Origin of the sequence: Staphylococcus sp. GDY8P57P (genome assembly GCF_017892585.1) — a bacterium.
Lineage (GTDB): Bacteria > Bacillota > Bacilli > Staphylococcales > Staphylococcaceae > Staphylococcus > Staphylococcus borealis.
The window spans coordinates 322,740-339,239 of record NZ_JAESLK010000019.1 but is presented as its reverse complement, the minus strand read 5'-3'; the positions used below and the strand labels follow the sequence as shown (position 1 = coordinate 339,239).

Annotated in this window: 18 protein-coding genes; 7 read left to right on the top strand and 11 right to left on the bottom strand. The window is 33.3% G+C overall.

Annotation, left to right across the window (positions count from 1 at the left end):
- Nucleotides 1–21: 21 nt before the first annotated feature.
- Entirely contained in the window at nt 22–723 is a 702-nt protein-coding gene (locus tag KA878_RS08490) for a ribose 5-phosphate isomerase A (RefSeq protein ID WP_075108057.1), read from the bottom strand.
- Nucleotides 724–884: 161 nt separating this feature from the next.
- Between KA878_RS08490 and KA878_RS08485 the strand changes: the two genes are divergently transcribed.
- A complete protein-coding gene (locus tag KA878_RS08485; protein ID WP_193839035.1) occupies nt 885–1,547 on the top strand; it encodes an MOSC domain-containing protein in 663 nt (220 codons plus the stop codon).
- A 77-nt stretch (nt 1,548–1,624) separates the two neighbouring features.
- Here KA878_RS08485 and KA878_RS08480 read toward each other — a convergent pair whose 3' ends face one another.
- The 4 genes from KA878_RS08480 to KA878_RS08465 form a co-directional block, all read right to left on the bottom strand.
- Nucleotides 1,625–2,635 (bottom strand): aldose epimerase family protein, encoded by a 1,011-nt coding sequence (locus tag KA878_RS08480; protein ID WP_193839034.1) that lies wholly within the window; start codon nt 2,633–2,635, stop codon nt 1,625–1,627.
- A gap of 30 nt (nt 2,636–2,665) precedes the next feature.
- Complete coding sequence (locus KA878_RS08475; protein ID WP_070854607.1) at nt 2,666–2,992, bottom strand: YnfA family protein; 327 nt, start codon at nt 2,990–2,992, stop codon at nt 2,666–2,668.
- Nucleotides 2,993–3,192: 200 nt separating this feature from the next.
- On the bottom strand, nt 3,193–3,948 hold the full coding sequence (locus KA878_RS08470) for a hypothetical protein (RefSeq protein WP_193839033.1): 756 nt from the start codon (nt 3,946–3,948) through the stop codon (nt 3,193–3,195).
- Nucleotides 3,935–4,132: a helix-turn-helix transcriptional regulator gene (locus tag KA878_RS08465; RefSeq protein ID WP_075108061.1), complete on the bottom strand. Its 198-nt coding sequence runs from the start codon at nt 4,130–4,132 to the stop codon at nt 3,935–3,937. The genes KA878_RS08470 and KA878_RS08465 overlap by 14 nt, the downstream gene beginning before the upstream one ends.
- Before the next feature lie 213 nt (nt 4,133–4,345).
- Here KA878_RS08465 and KA878_RS08460 point away from each other — a divergent pair, with 213 nt between their 5' ends.
- Both KA878_RS08460 and gltS read left to right on the top strand, forming a co-directional pair.
- The gene (locus tag KA878_RS08460) at nt 4,346–4,954 is read left to right on the top strand and encodes a DNA-3-methyladenine glycosylase (protein WP_053028630.1); all 609 of its coding nucleotides are present in this window, start codon (nt 4,346–4,348) and stop codon (nt 4,952–4,954) included.
- A gap of 313 nt (nt 4,955–5,267) precedes the next feature.
- On the top strand, nt 5,268–6,479 hold the full coding sequence (gltS, locus tag KA878_RS08455; protein WP_075108062.1) for a sodium/glutamate symporter: 1,212 nt from the start codon (nt 5,268–5,270) through the stop codon (nt 6,477–6,479).
- 83 nt (nt 6,480–6,562) lie between these two features.
- On the opposite strand, the gene fni is transcribed toward gltS, so the two are convergent.
- Entirely contained in the window at nt 6,563–7,612 is a 1,050-nt protein-coding gene (gene fni, locus KA878_RS08450; protein WP_193839032.1) for a type 2 isopentenyl-diphosphate Delta-isomerase, read from the bottom strand.
- A gap of 44 nt (nt 7,613–7,656) precedes the next feature.
- The gene (corA, locus tag KA878_RS08445) at nt 7,657–8,604 is read right to left on the bottom strand and encodes a magnesium/cobalt transporter CorA (RefSeq protein ID WP_053028633.1); all 948 of its coding nucleotides are present in this window, start codon (nt 8,602–8,604) and stop codon (nt 7,657–7,659) included.
- Between the two features lie 120 nt (nt 8,605–8,724).
- Here corA and KA878_RS08440 point away from each other — a divergent pair, with 120 nt between their 5' ends.
- Nucleotides 8,725–9,201: a thioesterase family protein gene (locus tag KA878_RS08440; protein WP_075108064.1), complete on the top strand. Its 477-nt coding sequence runs from the start codon at nt 8,725–8,727 to the stop codon at nt 9,199–9,201.
- 3 nt (nt 9,202–9,204) lie between these two features.
- Nucleotides 9,205–9,609: a hypothetical protein gene (locus KA878_RS08435; protein ID WP_193839031.1), complete on the top strand. Its 405-nt coding sequence runs from the start codon at nt 9,205–9,207 to the stop codon at nt 9,607–9,609.
- Between the two features lie 271 nt (nt 9,610–9,880).
- On the opposite strand, the gene KA878_RS08430 is transcribed toward KA878_RS08435, so the two are convergent.
- Nucleotides 9,881–10,780, bottom strand: coding sequence for an alpha/beta hydrolase fold domain-containing protein (locus tag KA878_RS08430; protein WP_193839030.1), 900 nt, complete (start codon nt 10,778–10,780; stop codon nt 9,881–9,883).
- A 194-nt stretch (nt 10,781–10,974) separates the two neighbouring features.
- Here KA878_RS08430 and KA878_RS08425 point away from each other — a divergent pair, with 194 nt between their 5' ends.
- Entirely contained in the window at nt 10,975–11,622 is a 648-nt protein-coding gene (locus KA878_RS08425) for a hypothetical protein (RefSeq protein WP_193839029.1), read from the top strand.
- Between the two features lie 127 nt (nt 11,623–11,749).
- On the opposite strand, the gene KA878_RS08420 is transcribed toward KA878_RS08425, so the two are convergent.
- Together KA878_RS08420 and KA878_RS08415 are read right to left on the bottom strand one after the other, a co-directional pair.
- Nucleotides 11,750–13,804, bottom strand: coding sequence for a DHA2 family efflux MFS transporter permease subunit (locus tag KA878_RS08420; protein WP_193839028.1), 2,055 nt, complete (start codon nt 13,802–13,804; stop codon nt 11,750–11,752).
- A 12-nt stretch (nt 13,805–13,816) separates the two neighbouring features.
- Nucleotides 13,817–14,464, bottom strand: a complete 648-nt coding sequence (locus KA878_RS08415) for an HlyD family secretion protein (protein ID WP_053028639.1) — start codon at nt 14,462–14,464, stop codon at nt 13,817–13,819.
- A gap of 128 nt (nt 14,465–14,592) precedes the next feature.
- On the opposite strand from KA878_RS08415, the gene KA878_RS08410 reads away from it, so the two are divergent.
- Complete coding sequence (locus KA878_RS08410; RefSeq protein WP_053028640.1) at nt 14,593–15,144, top strand: TetR/AcrR family transcriptional regulator; 552 nt, start codon at nt 14,593–14,595, stop codon at nt 15,142–15,144.
- A 74-nt stretch (nt 15,145–15,218) separates the two neighbouring features.
- Here KA878_RS08410 and tcaB read toward each other — a convergent pair whose 3' ends face one another.
- Entirely contained in the window at nt 15,219–16,427 is a 1,209-nt protein-coding gene (gene tcaB, locus KA878_RS08405; protein ID WP_193839027.1) for a putative multidrug effflux MFS transporter TcaB, read from the bottom strand.
- Nucleotides 16,428–16,500 lie beyond the last annotated feature (73 nt).

Genomic DNA, 16,500 nt, shown 5'->3' with positions numbered 1-16,500 from the left:
GAATTCTGTCCCACTCCCTTATTATTCGTTTAAACTCGTTTTATTTATAATTTTAACCCCATCTTGTGTACCAACAATCACTTGATCAGTAATATTTAAAAAATATCCTGTTTCCAAGACGCCAGTTAAATGAATTAAATAATCATGAAATGTAAATGGATCAATCTGTTTATTTAATTGACAGTCTAAAATATAATTCCCATTATCAGTAATAAATGGTACATCATCACTCATACGACGCTCTGTCACGACATCTTCATACATTTCAATTTTTTTAGCAATATGCAACCAATTAAATTTATCTACTTCGACTGGTAGTTTAAAACCTTCACCTAAATAATTAACGAGTTTGCTTTCATCCGCTAAAACAACAAATCGATGCGCCATTTCATCAATTACTTTTTCACGAAATAAAGCACCGCCACCACCTTTAATTAAATTAAGGTTAGGATCAACTTCATCAGCGCCATCTATAGCCAAGTCAACGTGATCAACATCATTGATATCAACAATATGAATATCTAACTTCTTCGCAATTAATGCACTTTTATTAGAGGTACACACACCTGTAATATTTAATTGTTCATTATGAATTCTTTCAGCAATCTTTGGGATAAGCAATTCTATTGTGCTCCCCGTACCAATTCCTAGTATCATATTGTCTTTGATTTGAGCTACAGCATCATCTACTGTCATGAATTTAAGTTCTTTAGCATCTTTCATCTTAACTGTGACCCCTTTTCAATTATACTCAACTATTATTTTACATGACGTTGAAACAAATACCTAGTTCAATATGAGAAATTCTTTTATCATTTTTCTTATCTTTTAATTGTGAGTATAGTAAAATTTTGCTTATTAACTTTATCTGGGGGGAGAAGGCAATGATTTCAGTCTATGCAATTTCAGTAGGCAAAATTGAACAATTAGATTACGGTCAAAAAAGAGAAATGCGATCAGCTTTAAACAAGGCACCTATTTCAGGAAAAATGTGGTTATCCAAAACTGGCTTTGCAGAAGATGAACAAGCGTACAAAGACCATGGTGGGCCTCATAAAGCAGTATGTTGCTTTAGCAAATCGCATTATAACATGTATAAACATGCGTTGGACACAGTTCCAGATTATGCAATGTTTGGTGAAAATTTAACTGTAGAAGACTTAGATGAAGCAGATGTCTATTTTGGAAATCAATATCAATTAGGTGAAGCAGTGATTGAGGTGTCTGAAATTAGAGAACCGTGTTGGAAGATTCAAACTAAGTATGGCATTACAGATTTGGTTAAACGAATGACTTCGAGTGGCAAAACTGGCTTTTACTTTCGAGTCATACAAGAAGGCTATGTAGACCAAGATGATGATTTAAAATTAATTCATTTAGCAGATGAAACAACACGACTCTCTGTACAAGAACTGAATGAAATTTATTATAACGACCGCAAAAACGTCAATCGATTGCGCTATGCGTTACAAAATCCATATTTAAGTGAAACTCGTATAGCTAAATTACAAAAGCTATATCATCATGCACTTAAAACAACTTCATAAATGACTAGTAAGGGACAGAAGTAGAAATACGATTTTCACAAAATTTATTTCTTCCTCTGTCCCTTACTATTTTTATATTATTTTTCGGCTACGTGATACATTGTCTTAGCGTAAAATGTGTCATTCGCTTTTAAAATAGATTGTGCTTTATTACCATACACATTAATATCATTAGGTAAAAATTGCGTTTCTAGAGATACACCTGAGTGCGCTTTATAAATATTAAAATCACTATCCCAACTTGTCGTATCATTAAACGTAAAGATGACGACATTCGGCATTGTTGTAGTAACATCTAATAAGAACTCATCATTCTCAATGAAAAATTGCTTATTTCCAACATCGAATGGATGATCCAACCCATTTCTTGCACCAACCTGTTCTTTCAATTGGGCATTATCTGAGTTAAAAATATCACTAAACGAAATGCAATTTGATTTAAATATATTTACTAAATCAATTGGACTTGTGCTTGTAATTAAATTATGACTGTCAACTGGATACATATTTAATTGTTCACTCTTAATCTTGTGATTATCTATAACATTGTTATCTCTATTTAAATTGAAATAGACGTGATTCGTTGGATTAAATAGTGTATCTTGATTCGATTGTGCTTCATATTCTACTGTCCATCGGTGTTCTACATCATATGTATGAATCACTTTAATAAACATATCTCCTGGGTACCCATCTTCCATAGACTTAAGTTGAACAGTAAAGGTAATCTTTATATTTGTAATGTTATCTTGGATGTCGTAATTAAAAAGTCTTTGATCTAAACCATTATTGCCACCATGAAGGTGATGCAGGTGATTATTAGCTTCAAGTTGATATGTTTCACCATTTAAATTAAAACTGGCATTACCAATACGACCTGCATAGCGACCAATTGTGGCACCAAAATGAAAAGAATTAGATGGATAAAATTCATCCGCTTCAACTTTATTGCCTAAAACGATGTTGTTATCATGGTATTTCCACGAAACGACGCGCGCACCAAAGTTGGTGAATACAATATTCGTTTCATCGTTATCAATTTTGATTAAGTCAATACCATGTCTTTGCTTTTCTACTTCAACTATCATTACTTACGTCTCCCTCTTAAACACGCTTAATCAGGTTCTGTTCGGTAATATCATAACGCATACACCAATCACACAGATGCATGCCCCAATTAGATCATACTTATCAGGTGCTTGTTTATCGACAATGTATGCCCATATTAAGCTCATTACAATAAACACGCCACCATAAGCAGCATAAACACGACCGAAAGTTGGAAACGACTGGAATGTTGCAATGACACCATACATCATTAATATAACGCCACCTATAAATCCCAACCAACTTGATTGTCCTTCCCTTAACCACAACCAAATTAGATAGCCACCACCAATTTCACAGAGACCTGCTAATAAAAAGATAAAGATTGAATAAAGCATAGAAATGACCTCCAACGATTACTAAAGTTAGCCTCATTGTATCAATCCAATCATACCTTTATCTATTTAAATTTTAAGCACTGACTTTTCCACATACATATTGTTACACTTTTTTTATTAATATTCCATAGATTTTATATAAATTAAAAAATGAAAACGCTATCTATTAGGAATTTAATAGATAGCGTTTAATGACTATTTTATTCATCATGCAACTTACATAAGTGCTTCGTCTTAACTTTGACAATAAGCAATAAAATGACACTATATATGAGTGCTATGATAGCGACTAAAGGGAATCGATGCATGGCGAATTCAATAATGACATCAATCACACTCACAATGCTTAATCCAATCATTATCCAATTAAAATTTGTCGCATGGACATTTAATATGACAAATTTTTGTTGTTCATCAGCATATCTATAATTGGGGATTAAATTCAATATGCCTCTTGGTGTAGCGCCACGATTCTCTAAGTTTGGTGTGTTCATATCTGTATATTTAATACGTTTATCATCAAACATATATAATGCAACTATGACACCGACACCAATGATTAGCCAACTTGGTTGAAATACCCACTCATAATGACTCGTATGATTAAGGTTCGGCGTTAAAATATTAGCGACAACAATGATATATATTATCCATACGATGAGATAAATAATTCTTTTTAATTTGGCGTAATGATTGAGTTTTGATTTGTCACTAAAATCATGAACATAAATATGAATGTCATCTATGGTTTCTGAATGAATCGTTAATTTACTCACGATAACGATTAAAAGAAATACACTACCAATAAAAAATGGTGAAAGATACTCACGTTGCAAGTCATTAAACATTGCGAAGGCGATAATGGCGCATAAGAAATTTAAACTTAAGATGCCAAGTTTTGCTTTCAATGTTATGATTTGTACTTTCAAAGCGTCATTATCTTTAATCTTCCTCATCCTCCCAGAATAAATCATTTAAAGTCACTTCTAGTGTTTTAGCGATATTAATACATAATTTTAATGACGGATTATATTTGTCATTCTCTATCATATTGATGGTTTGACGTGATACACCAACCGAACGTGCAAGCTCTAGTTGAGAGATTTTCTTTACACCTCGATATACTTTCACTTTATTCATTTTTCCACACTTCTTTCAACATCCCATATTCATCATCATAACGATTTAACAGGCTAATAGTCAATTATATATGACATATATATTAAGTCATTTCATTATTCGTTCACTTCAATTATAATTGCTATCATAATATATTGTCATTGTGTTATACCAGTCAAAACTTTATCTTTATGATATACATGCATTTATTATTACAAGAAAGAAGGTGAATTTGTGGATTTTGTATCAAAACCGACGATAGAAACTGCTAAAGCGTTACTCGGTGTCAAAGTTATCTATCAGGACGAATTTCAAATGTATAGTGGCTATATAGTCGAAACTGAGGCTTATTTAGGATTTTCAGATCGTGCTGCTCACGGGTTTGGCGGGAGACAAACACCGAAAGTAACGTCACTCTACAAAAAAGGTGGTACCATTTATGGACATGTGATGCATACGCACTTATTGATAAACTTCGTAACACGAAATGAAGGTGTCCCTGAAGGTGTATTGATTCGTGCTATTGAACCTTTAGACGGCATTGAAGCGATGAAGCAGAATCGTAATAAATCAGGATATGACTTAACGAATGGTCCGGGTAAATGGACAAAGGCCTTTAATATCCCTAGGGCAATTGATGGTGCCACATTGAATGATTGTCGTTTATCTATAGATACGAAACATCGTAAATACCCAAGAGACATTGTGGAAAGTGCTCGAATTGGCATACCCAATAAAGGCGATTGGACAACTAAACCATTACGATACACCGTCAAAGGCAACCCTTTCGTTTCTCATATGCGTAAATCTGACTGTTCCAACCCCGATGAAACTTGGAAATAAATAAAGCTAATACGCGTTATTTTTGCTCTAGAAATGTGACTTGCACGTCAAATTCTAGAGCATTTTTTTACAAAATAATATTAATTGCAATCGCTTTAAAAATTAATATTAATTGCAATCACTTTAAAAATTAATATTAGGATTAATTTTTTATACTTTTATAAACTTATTAAAAGTTCTTATTATACAAAAATCATAATTACTATCCTAGAAATCTATATTTTTTATATGTATAATGTTATATATGGGGATTTATAGCGCTTACATCAAGTGCTATTTATTTTTTAAATCGTTTCTTAAGGGGGCTATAAAAATGGAATTAGATGCAGTCACAACATTATGTCTCGCCTGTCTTTTATTTTTATTAGGTGAATTTATCGTCAAACACGTTTCATTTTTACAAAGAATTTGTATACCACCTCCCGTAATAGGAGGCTTATTATTTGCAATTCTAGTTGCGATCTTAGATACATTCAATATTATTCAAATTAAATTAGATGCTAGCTTTATTCAAGATTTCTTCATGATGGTGTTCTTTACTACCATTGGCTTAGGTGCATCATTCAAATTATTTAAAATTGGTGGAAAAGTATTAATATTATATTTTGTATGCTGTGCTTTTCTAGCAATATGCCAAAACTTCATTGGTATCTCATTAGCTAAAGTATTACATATTAAACCATTATTAGGTTTAACTGCAGGTTCAATGTCAATGGAAGGTGGGCATGGTAATGCTGCCGCTTATGGTAAAACATTAGAAGAAAGTTTTAATATCGATTCAGCTGTTACAGCAGCACTTGCTGCAGCAACTTTAGGTTTAGTATTTGGCGGATTAGTAGGTGGACCTTTAGTAAAAGCACTCATTAAACGCTATAATTTAAAACCAGAAAATAGTGACGATACTTTTAAAGATTATAGTAAAGTTGAATCAAATGAAGTCCTGCACGGCAAATACGAACCAACGCAAGTATTCTTTATTCAATTAACCATTATTGCAGTATGTATGTCTGTAGGAACATGGATAGGCGATCAGTTTTCAAATTTAACTGGTCAAAGTTTACCTATGTATGTCGGTTCTATGTTTGTAGCCGTAGCAATTCGTAACATATCCGAATATGCGAACCTACAACTCATTGATTTAAAACTCAATGACCAAATTGGTGATGTGGCATTAGGATTATTCTTATCATTAGCATTGATGAGTATTCAACTTACGCAAGTATATTCTCTCGCATTACCACTTATCGCCATCGTCTTAGTCCAAGTTGTATTTATTTCATTATTTGCATTCTTTATTTTATTTAGAGTGCTTGGTAAGGACTATGATGCTGCAGTCATGGCCGGTGGTTTTATTGGTCATGGTTTAGGTGCCACACCAAATGCAATGGCGAACCTAGATGTGATCACTAAGAAATATGGAAGTTCACCTAAATCCTATTTAGTCGTGCCAATCGTTGGCGCCTTCTTAATTGACCTAGCTGGTGTACCAATCGTCATGGGCTTTATGAATATTTTTGGAAATTAAAATTGATGTTTGCACTATTTAAAAAGCAAGTTGAGCATTTGTACGCTCAACTTGCTTTTTTATCTAATATTAATTATTTTAGATTATCCTCGATGAATGTCTAAACCACGTTGGTCTATCCATGACATTAACTTCTGGTCGAATACTAACTTACTTTGTTTTAATTCGCTAATATCTCTTGCATTTAACATCGTCATTATTGATTTCGTATGTGCAATAAATGATTCAACATATTCAATCGTTGTTGTAATGCCGCCATTTTCAACTTGGTTTAAAAATGGTCGAGACATCCCTACTGCTTTCGCACCTAAAGCCAAGCTCTTAACGACATCTAATGGTGTTCGCACACCACCACTAGCAAAGAAATTGAGTGAATCTTGATAAGCCGAACTTTCTAGTAAAGACTCAACGGTTGACTGTCCCCAATTTGCAAGATAGTCCATGTCTTTGTTTGTGCGACGTTCATTTTCGATTGTGACAAAGTTCGTTCCACCTTTACCACTTACATCAACATAAGTCACACCTACATCAATTAAGTCTTTGTATAATTCTTTACTCATACCGAAGCCAACTTCTTTAATAATGACCGGCACATCTACACGTTGAACGATAGATGCTACATTATCTAACCATGTTGAAAATTCTCGGTTTCCTTCAGGCATAACGAGTTCTTGCGGTGCATTAACATGTATTTGTAGCGCTTGTGCATCTAATAATTTCACCGCTTCAACTGCTTTATCTACAGGAACATCTGCACCAACATTACTAAAAATAGTACCTTCTGGGTTGGTTTGACGTGCAATACTAAACGATTCAGCCATTTTAGGATTTCTTAACGCAGCATGTGTTGACCCTACTGCCATCGCTAATCCAGTTTCTCGAGCCACGATTGCAAGTTTCTCATTAATTTGTTTCGTCCACTCACTACCACCTGTCATCGCATTAATATAAATTGGATACGTCATATCAAAATCCGTCGTACGACTTGTTAAGTCCACATCATTTACATTAATACTAGGGATAGAATGATGTACAAATCGCACTCGATCAAAGTCTGATTGCGGTGCATCACTTTGAGCCATTGCTATTTCGACATGTTCATTTTTCCTCTGTTCTCTTTGAAAATCACTCATCTTTGTACCTACCTTTACTTTAAATAATAAAATTTCAAATTATATTAGAACCATTTTTTTCTTTTGAAAAAGATAATCAATGCGATAGCTATAATTAACATGACCACCATACAAATAGGATAACTATAGTGCCATTTAAGCTCTGGCATGTACTCGAAATTCATGCCATATACACCTGCAATAAATGTTAAAGGAGAGAAAATAACTGACACTAACGTAAGTACTTGCATAATACTGTTCATTCTAAATGATGAATAAGATTCGAAGTTTTCTCTTATTTCATTAGCCATCTCTTGTGATGTTCTGATGATATTATTCTGTTTAATAAGATGGTCGTCGATATGTTGAATATACATTGAATGCTTACTATCTACAATTAAATTACCTTCTGTTTTAATGGTATTTACCAATTCTTGCATAGGGAACAATACCCTCTTAATCTTGATTAAATCGGATTTAATTTGAAAGACATTATCCATAATCTTTTTACTTTGAGTGTCATCTACATGCGCGTCTTCAAAGTTATACGTTTTATCTTCAATTGTATACACGAACTCAAAATATTTATCTACCATCATATCTAATATATGTATCACTATATCTGCACAATCTAAGTCAGGATCATGGTGATGTGCGTTCATCTTTGCCACTTCATTTAATGATTCGAAATGTTTATGATGATACGTAACCAGTACTTTCTCATTTAGAAATACATTCAAAGAGATTGGAGAAAAATCATCTCTATACATGCTATGAAAGACTAAATATTGATATGATTCATAGGATTTATATTTTACACGTGGTACACCAGTAATGGCATCCTCTAACTCTAGATAGTTAAATTCAAATTGACTGACTAAGTAATCATTCTCTGCTTGTGTTGCATTTTCAAAATCGAACCAAACAATTGTTGCTGCTTCAGGAATATCGTCAACACTGTCAACTTGTGTAAGTGATTGATTTTTAGTTTGATATCGAATCGTCATTGTCATTGTTACATTTACCTCCTGCATGACCATACGTCTTTCATTCTACCATGAATTAAATCATGTGTATGTGTTAATTTTATTTAGTAAAATAGAAGCATCTATATATGAGTGAGGTCTGATAAGATGAGCAATCCATTAGTTATTAACAATGTTGTACATGCATCTCAAATTGATCATAACAATCATATGCATGATTCAGAATATAATAAAGCATTTAGTGCAGCTGTAAACGAATTTAATTACACACATGGACTTTCTTTAGAAGAACGCGAAATCCTTCATTACACGATGTTTACATTAGAAGAACATACGACGTATCTTGTAGAGTTGTCCCTTGATTCCACTTATCGAATCGAAGTTTATATTTATGACTATGACTATAAACGTGTGCATTTCTTTTTAATGCTTTATAACAATAAGGATGAGTTAGCTGCAACGAACGAAGTCATGATGATGGGGATTGATGCTAACAAACGCAAGTCAGCACCGTTTCCAACCGACTATCATCAAAATATTGCGCGTTATTATCAACAGCAAGGTACGATCGATTGGCCTAAACAATTGGGTCATCAAATTGGCATACCTAAAAAGGAGAACTAAAACATGGGACGAACATTCCGCAATCAACTATTAGAATTATTATATGATTTAAACGATGATTTAAAAGTAAATTTAATCGCACTCAATACGACAAAACAATTATTTATGAACGGTCCAAGTCAAGAATTACTGAAAAGAGCATTTAATATAAGTTATCATCAAGGACAAAAGCAAGCAATTGAAGCTCTACGAAATATCACTGAAGCGGAAAATGATGATCAACACTTACAATATGTTGTGCATCGTTATATCAATGAATTCACTGATGCTTCTTTAAATTTAAATGCATTATCGGAACAACAACTAGCATCACAAACAGATTTAGCCCAAGTGATAGATAACCATTATCATCACTTAGGCCAAAAACAAATCATGATTCAAGTACAGCACTTGCTTAAACAGTATTAATGTACATAGATACGAATAATTTATGATATAGAAATAGAGAAGCGCATAGGACAACATTCTTTTTAAATTCGTCGTCCACTCCCATTCTGCTTTGTTTGTAAAATTGCTTGGTGAAACGCTCTTTGTTGGAGCCCCGCATGCAAAGCATACCCGTGCAAACGCATACTGAATTTGCTTGCCTTATTAATTCAGTCGATTACGACGCATTTGCTACGTTGCCCATATGATGTTGAGGATTTCAAACGCTAAACGTTATTTAATTTAATACCCATTATACGTCAATCGTTTTAGCGATTTGTTTAATTACTTTGTGAGATTCATGTATAGGAAATAATGGGAAATCATGGAACATTTTAGGATATTCAAAGAATTGAACAGATTGGCCATTCTCCTCCATATTATAGACAAAACGTTTCATATCTGGATAGTAAATTTCTCTGCCACCACCAAATATCACAACTGGTGGTAAATCTTGAAGTTGTCCATAAATAGGTGAAATTAATGGATTAGCCAAAGCTTCCCCTTGCGTCCATACATTGAATATGCGATGTAAACCATCTCTATTTACGAATCGATCTTTATTCATTAAGTCCTCAGTAATTTCTGGGTTAGTTAGCGTCGCATCTAACATTGGTGACAGTAGATAAACTTTATTAGGTAGTGGTTGCTTTTTAGCTATAAGTTGTTGAACGTAACTTAAAGCTAAAGCACCTCCTGTACCATCGCCCATAATGACAATGTGTTTTGGATCTACTTCTTCTAATAAAGACTGATACACAGCATCTATCGCATTAAATGTGTCATCCATATGGTGTTCTGGCGTTTTAGGATAAATAGGCAGTACAACTTCATACAATGTACTTAGTGTCAGTTTATCCATAAATCTCCAATGAAATGGAGAGGGTTGTAGTGTATTATAGCCACCATGAATATAAAGTATTTTCTTTTTGGTTTCATGGCGGAAGTTGAATCTAAATACTTGCATCTCATCGAGTGACAACTTATCTAAATTAGACTTAACATTTAAACTTGAAGGTTGTTTATGTTTAGCTTGATTAATGTCTTTTCTCTTATCCATAAACTTATCAAAATCCGAATCATTATCAAACAATATTGAGCGGTTGTGCAGTAAGTATCGATTGATGATTCGATTAACCATGTGTGATCTCATAAAATTCTACCTTCCTTAATTAATAATAAATTACTTAAACGTTATTACATTAAGCTCAAAAAACGATATAATTGAAATTACGTTCTAAAAATTCTCGATTAATTTTTTAATATAATATTGTTATTTGCATATTAAATTCAGTATAAATTAGTCAAACTTAGAAAACAATGAATTATAGTAAAGGAGTTAGAAAAGTGTCAGAAAGAAAAACAATCCAATATGATGATAGACCACCTATTCATAATCAATATTATCCTCGTTCTCATCGTTACAATCAAAAAAGAAGATCTTGGGTGAGTTTGATGATTCAAATGATTATTTTCGTATTAGTAGCTATCACTGGTTATAGTATGTATAAACAACCTATCTTCAATTTAGCCTTTGCCAACCAACCTATCAGTTATGCTCAAATCAAAGATTTTCAAAATACGGTTACACAAATAGGCGCACTCAACATTAATTTAAGTCAATTAACTAATTTAGAAGACATAGCCAATCGCCTTGTATTAGTATTTAATGTATTTTTTATTTTAGCAATTATAAGTTTGATCATCTCTGCTTTAACGATAATCTTTAATCGAACTTTACTAAAGCTTTTTAATTTTATTATTATTTCTATTATGCTCATAATGTCCATTTATTTTGGTTACGCCATACAAGTGATTGGTCAACGTATTGCAGATAAATTACAAAGCTTTTCTTTGAATGTTTCAGCTAACCAAATTATTAATGAAGCTGACGCCATTCATAACGCGCTCATTCTATTAGTATGTAGTTTAGCCTTATTAATAATTAGTTTCTTTTTTAGAAATCGTAAAACAAATCAATACACTATTAAATAATCTCACTTATGCCATTGTAGACGTTAAACTCAAGTCACAATGGCTTTTATTGTTGTAATAAAAAAAGTATCGATCACACTTATCAAAGTGTACCGATACTTTAAAAATAATGTCCCCCAACATCATTTTATTTAAATTTATTACTTTCCGCATGCATCATTCTTTCATGTTCTGCATCAGCGCCTTTTTTGCCTTTTAAGAATAAACTTAAAACAAATGCTAAGAAAGCTAATCCAGTCGCAATCCAGAATGCATCGTTAATGCCTTCGATATATGCAAGCTGATTAACATATTTCAAGATAGCTTGTAATGCTTCAGATTGACCGCCATATTGTGCCGCCATTTGACGTACATGATCTTGAATCACAGGGTTTGTTTTATCTAATTCATCTGCAAACGCACCAACATGATTTGTTGTTTGCGTTGTCATAACAGTAACAAGAATCGCCGTACCAATTGAACCTGCTAATTGTCTCATTGTATTAAGGAATGCGTTACCGTGAGAGATTAGTCTTGGTGGCAGTGCGTTAATCGCTGCTGTCATAAGTGGCATCATAACGAATGCCATACCAAATGATCGAATAACATAAATACTCATAATATGAAGATATGGTGTATCCATATTTAATTTAGTAAGTTCCCATGTTCCATAAGTCATTACTGCTATACCGAATAATGCTAATGGTTTTAAACCGATTGTATCAAGTAGCTTACCAGTAATTGGGCCTAAGATACCCATTACTAACGAACCAGGAAGTAATAATAATCCTGAATCTAGTGCTGAGAAGCCACGTAAGTTTTGCAAGTAAATTGGTAATAAAATCATACCACCGAATAAACTCATCATTACAACCATATTAATAATAGTTGTAAGTGTAAATGTTGATGATTTCAACACTTCAAGGTTTAACATTGGTGCTCTCATTGTTAATTCACGAATAACGAATGCAACAATAAATATTACACCAATAATAAACATAATTACAATTTCAGTTGAACCCCAGCCTTTATTTCCGGCTTCACTGAAACCATATAATAATGCACCAAATCCAATCGTACTATAAACAATACCTTGATAATCGGCTCTTGGATTTGTTGTTTTTTGGTACAGTCTGAACCAGAAGTAACCAAAAATCATTGCTGCAATACCTAGGAAGAACATACCATAGAACATAACATTCCAATGATAGTTTTGTACGATATAACCTGATAACGTAGGTCCAATTGCTGGTGCCAATATCATTGCTATACCCATTGTTCCCATTGCAACCCCACGTTTTTCTGGTGGGAAGATTGTAACGATGACGTTAGAACCTAATGGCATTAATACACCAGCACCAATGGCTTGAAGTACACGTCCACCCATCATCATTGGGAAGTTATTCGAAAGTGCACAGACTAAAGACCCAATCGTGAATAATAAAAGTGCAATAATAAATAACTTACGATACGAATATTTATTAAATAAGAATGCACTAATCGGGATTAAAATACCATTAACTAACATGAAACCTGTCATCAACCATTGTCCAGTTGATGCCGAAATATTGAATTCTGTGTTGATTTTAGGCAATGCAACGTTAAGCAATGTTTGGTTTAAGATGGCAATAAACATACCAAACAACATTGCAGCTAAAATTTTATTTCTTGTAATCCCTTTTCCAAACACAAAATCTTCTTTTTGTTTTTTGATGCGTTCGTTAACGCGTCCTTCTTGAGAAGCGGGATTAATTGGTTCATAAATTGAATCTTTTGGTAGATGTTGATTATTTACATCATCATCTTGTTTATCATCCTCAGTAGCATCATCAGAATAATGTAAGGAATGTGATGCTTGCTTTTGCTCAGGATGTATTTGCTCTGAGGCATGATCTTGTTGATCTTGTTCATTCTCGAAATGATCTTTGCGTTTATCATTTTCAATGTGTCGATTTTCTGTGTTTAAGTGACGAAATTGATGATCATCATGGTGAGCATCTTGCGTACGTTCTGACGCTTGATCTCGGTCTAAGTCACTGATTTTAAATTTAGATGGATTAATTTGACTTTTAGATTCTTCATTTACGTGTTGTCCCTTAGTTTGGTTCTTACGTTTCTTGCGTGATTTCAACACAAGAACGTTAACTAAACCAACTAAAATGACCGCTAAAACAATATATCCAACAATGAAGGTCGTTGTCATTCTATGACCCCCTTAGTTTTTATGAATTTTAACTTCAGCGTTCATTCCAGGAACAACATTTTTAGATGGTGCAGAATCTAAAGAAATTTTAACTGGTACTACTTGTGATACTTTAGTGTAGTTACCGTCAGTGTTAGATGATGGCATTAATGAGAAGCTAGCTGCAGTCGCTTGGCCTACTTCTTCAACTTTACCGTCAATATCAGAATCTTGACCGTCAATAGTTACATCAACTTTGTCGCCTTTTTCTACACTGCTAACATCTTTTTCGTCAATATTTGCCGTAATATATAAATCATCTAAATTGTAAGCATAAGCAATTGGTGAACCTGCTTGTGCAACTGAACCTTCCATACCACTTGTTTTAACGATTGTACCGTTTTGTGGCATTTTGATATCCATAGTTTGTGACTCACCGCTTTGGCTTTGACCACTCACTTCTGCTACTTTGTCACCTTTTTTAAGTTTGTCCCCTTGTTTTGCATCAAGAGATTTAATTTGACCTGAAGTTGGACTAGAGATTTGAATTTGATCTCCATCAACTTTGGCATTATCAGTTGTTACATAACTTGTAGCATTATGATATAAGTAGAAACCTACGATACCAACTACAACTAGAACAACGATAGTGATGATATTAATTAACACCATTTTTTTCATTGAACATTTCCTCCTATTTGCTTTTCAAAATCACTTTTAATATTATAAAGACATATACATAAAAATAACACCAACAATTATCGTTAAATTGTCGGCTATGTGAAGTTATAGATAAATTAGGTGACACGATGAAACAAAATGCTAAATATAAAATAATCAAAAGCTTAATCGATTTATTAGAAATTCATCCCATTGAAGATATATCCATCAAGATGATTTGTGCAAATAGTAATGTCAATCGCTCAACTTTCTATGATCACTTTCAAGATAAATATGATTTGCTATCTAAAATTCAAAATTATCATTTAAATAAATATGAACATCTACTAAACGCATTTTCTTTTAACTTCGATAACATTAAAAAGAATCCTGAGAAAGTTTATAAATTCTTTCATATTATTTTAAAATATATTTATAGAAAGAAAGCATTTTACCATGCCATTTTTATTTCTCATCCAAACAAAGCATTAGTAATGGAATATATTGAGATTACGAAACAATATTACACAAACATTTTAGGAGAAAATCATACAACCATTCAAAATGTACCCTTCTTTATTACGTACACAATGAGTGGGCAAATCGGTGTAATATTAAATTGGTTACGATTAGGGTGTCAAGAAAGTCCTGATGAGGTCGCAAGTGCGTTACTCGCTAACACGTTAAAAGTTCAAAGATAGTCGTATGGAAGTTTAAAAGTCAATATCAAACAAAGTAGCCAATAAATGAACCTTTCATTTATTGGCTACTTTGTTTATGCTTTATCATGTTTGAACACTTTAACATTTAATAATTGTAAAATAATAAGTAACATGGCTGTGAGACTAATTATAATAATGTACGGCATGCTATTATATTCACCTTTTAAATTAACAAGCGGTGTGACAAGTCCGCCTAATAACGATTGCAATAATCCTAATAAACTTGATGCACTTCCGCTTCCAGTCGTACGCTCTTCCATTGCAATTGAAAATCCTAAAGTTGCTACACCGGTTACTGGGGCAACTAATACAATAAACCCTATAACTAATAATGCAAAATGCCAGTGATTCAACAATGTTAGTGACACGATAACGACGCCTAGAATTTGAACAGCTGTAAATGCACGTAACAATGCTTGTGGATGAAAATAGTCTACCAGTTTACCTGCAATTTGACTTGCAATGATGAGTGTAATACCTATGCCAGCAAACATCCAACTGAAATGTAATGGTGAAACACCATATATTTTTTGAACTAAAAATGGCGACGCTGATATATAACTAAATAACATAATAAATGTAACACCTTGTATTAACATTGGTAACACAAATCGAGGTGTTGTAAGTAAACTTTTAAAATTACTAAAAATGACTTTAACTCCACTACTATCACGCTGGGCTACTGATAAAGATTCAGGAACTTTAAATACTGAGCCTAGTACCATTAACACACCAAATATCGTTAAAATGGCAAATACCATTCGCCAAACAGCAAAACTTAAGATTAATCCTCCTAAAGCCGGTGCTACTACAGGTGCGACACCATTAACAAGCATGAGTAACGCTAAAAACTTCGTCAGTTCGTTCCCACGATACATGTCACTCGCAACGGCTCTTGATATAACCGCGCCAGCACCACCTGTAAATCCTTGAACAAATCTTAGAAATATCATAACCCAAATATTCTCAACGAATACTATACCTAAACTTGCTAAAGCGAATACAACCATAGAAATTACTAATGGTTTTTTACGTCCCATACTATCAGATATAGGACCTACAAATAAGTTACCTAATCCTAAACCTATCATAAATAAAGATAGTGTAAGTTGTGCATTAGCTGTCGTCGTATTAAAATCATTCTTTAATTCAGGTAGTCCTGGTAAAAACATATCTATCGATAAGGCACCTATGGCCGTTAAAGCACCTAATATAATAATAAATAAGGGTGAATGTTTTCTTTGGTTTTGCTCTATATCCATTAACGTATCCCACCTTTGTAGGTTTCATATTTTCTATGTATTAAAAAAAGAACGAGCGGGCGTAGGACGGAAT

Bases quoted from the DNA above. Each gene is read 5' to 3' on its own strand.
- fni (WP_193839032.1), bottom strand. From the start codon at position 7,612: ATGAGTGATTTTCAAAGAGAACAGAGGAAAAATGAACATGTCGAAATA.
- KA878_RS08420 (WP_193839028.1), bottom strand. From the start codon at position 13,804: ATGACAACGACCTTCATTGTTGGATATATTGTTTTAGCGGTCATTTTA.
- KA878_RS08480 (WP_193839034.1), bottom strand. From the start codon at position 2,635: ATGATAGTTGAAGTAGAAAAGCAAAGACATGGTATTGACTTAATCAAA.
- KA878_RS08440 (WP_075108064.1), top strand. From the start codon at position 8,725: ATGAGCAATCCATTAGTTATTAACAATGTTGTACATGCATCTCAAATT.
- gltS (WP_075108062.1), top strand. From the start codon at position 5,268: ATGGAATTAGATGCAGTCACAACATTATGTCTCGCCTGTCTTTTATTT.
- KA878_RS08410 (WP_053028640.1), top strand. From the start codon at position 14,593: ATGAAACAAAATGCTAAATATAAAATAATCAAAAGCTTAATCGATTTA.
- KA878_RS08465 (WP_075108061.1), bottom strand. From the start codon at position 4,132: ATGAATAAAGTGAAAGTATATCGAGGTGTAAAGAAAATCTCTCAACTA.
- KA878_RS08430 (WP_193839030.1), bottom strand. From the start codon at position 10,780: ATGAGATCACACATGGTTAATCGAATCATCAATCGATACTTACTGCAC.
- KA878_RS08485 (WP_193839035.1), top strand. From the start codon at position 885: ATGATTTCAGTCTATGCAATTTCAGTAGGCAAAATTGAACAATTAGAT.
- KA878_RS08490 (WP_075108057.1), bottom strand. From the start codon at position 723: ATGAAAGATGCTAAAGAACTTAAATTCATGACAGTAGATGATGCTGTA.
- tcaB (WP_193839027.1), bottom strand. From the start codon at position 16,427: ATGGATATAGAGCAAAACCAAAGAAAACATTCACCCTTATTTATTATT.
- KA878_RS08415 (WP_053028639.1), bottom strand. From the start codon at position 14,464: ATGAAAAAAATGGTGTTAATTAATATCATCACTATCGTTGTTCTAGTT.
- KA878_RS08475 (WP_070854607.1), bottom strand. From the start codon at position 2,992: ATGCTTTATTCAATCTTTATCTTTTTATTAGCAGGTCTCTGTGAAATT.
- corA (WP_053028633.1), bottom strand. From the start codon at position 8,604: ATGACAATGACGATTCGATATCAAACTAAAAATCAATCACTTACACAA.
- KA878_RS08435 (WP_193839031.1), top strand. From the start codon at position 9,205: ATGGGACGAACATTCCGCAATCAACTATTAGAATTATTATATGATTTA.
- KA878_RS08470 (WP_193839033.1), bottom strand. From the start codon at position 3,948: ATGAGGAAGATTAAAGATAATGACGCTTTGAAAGTACAAATCATAACA.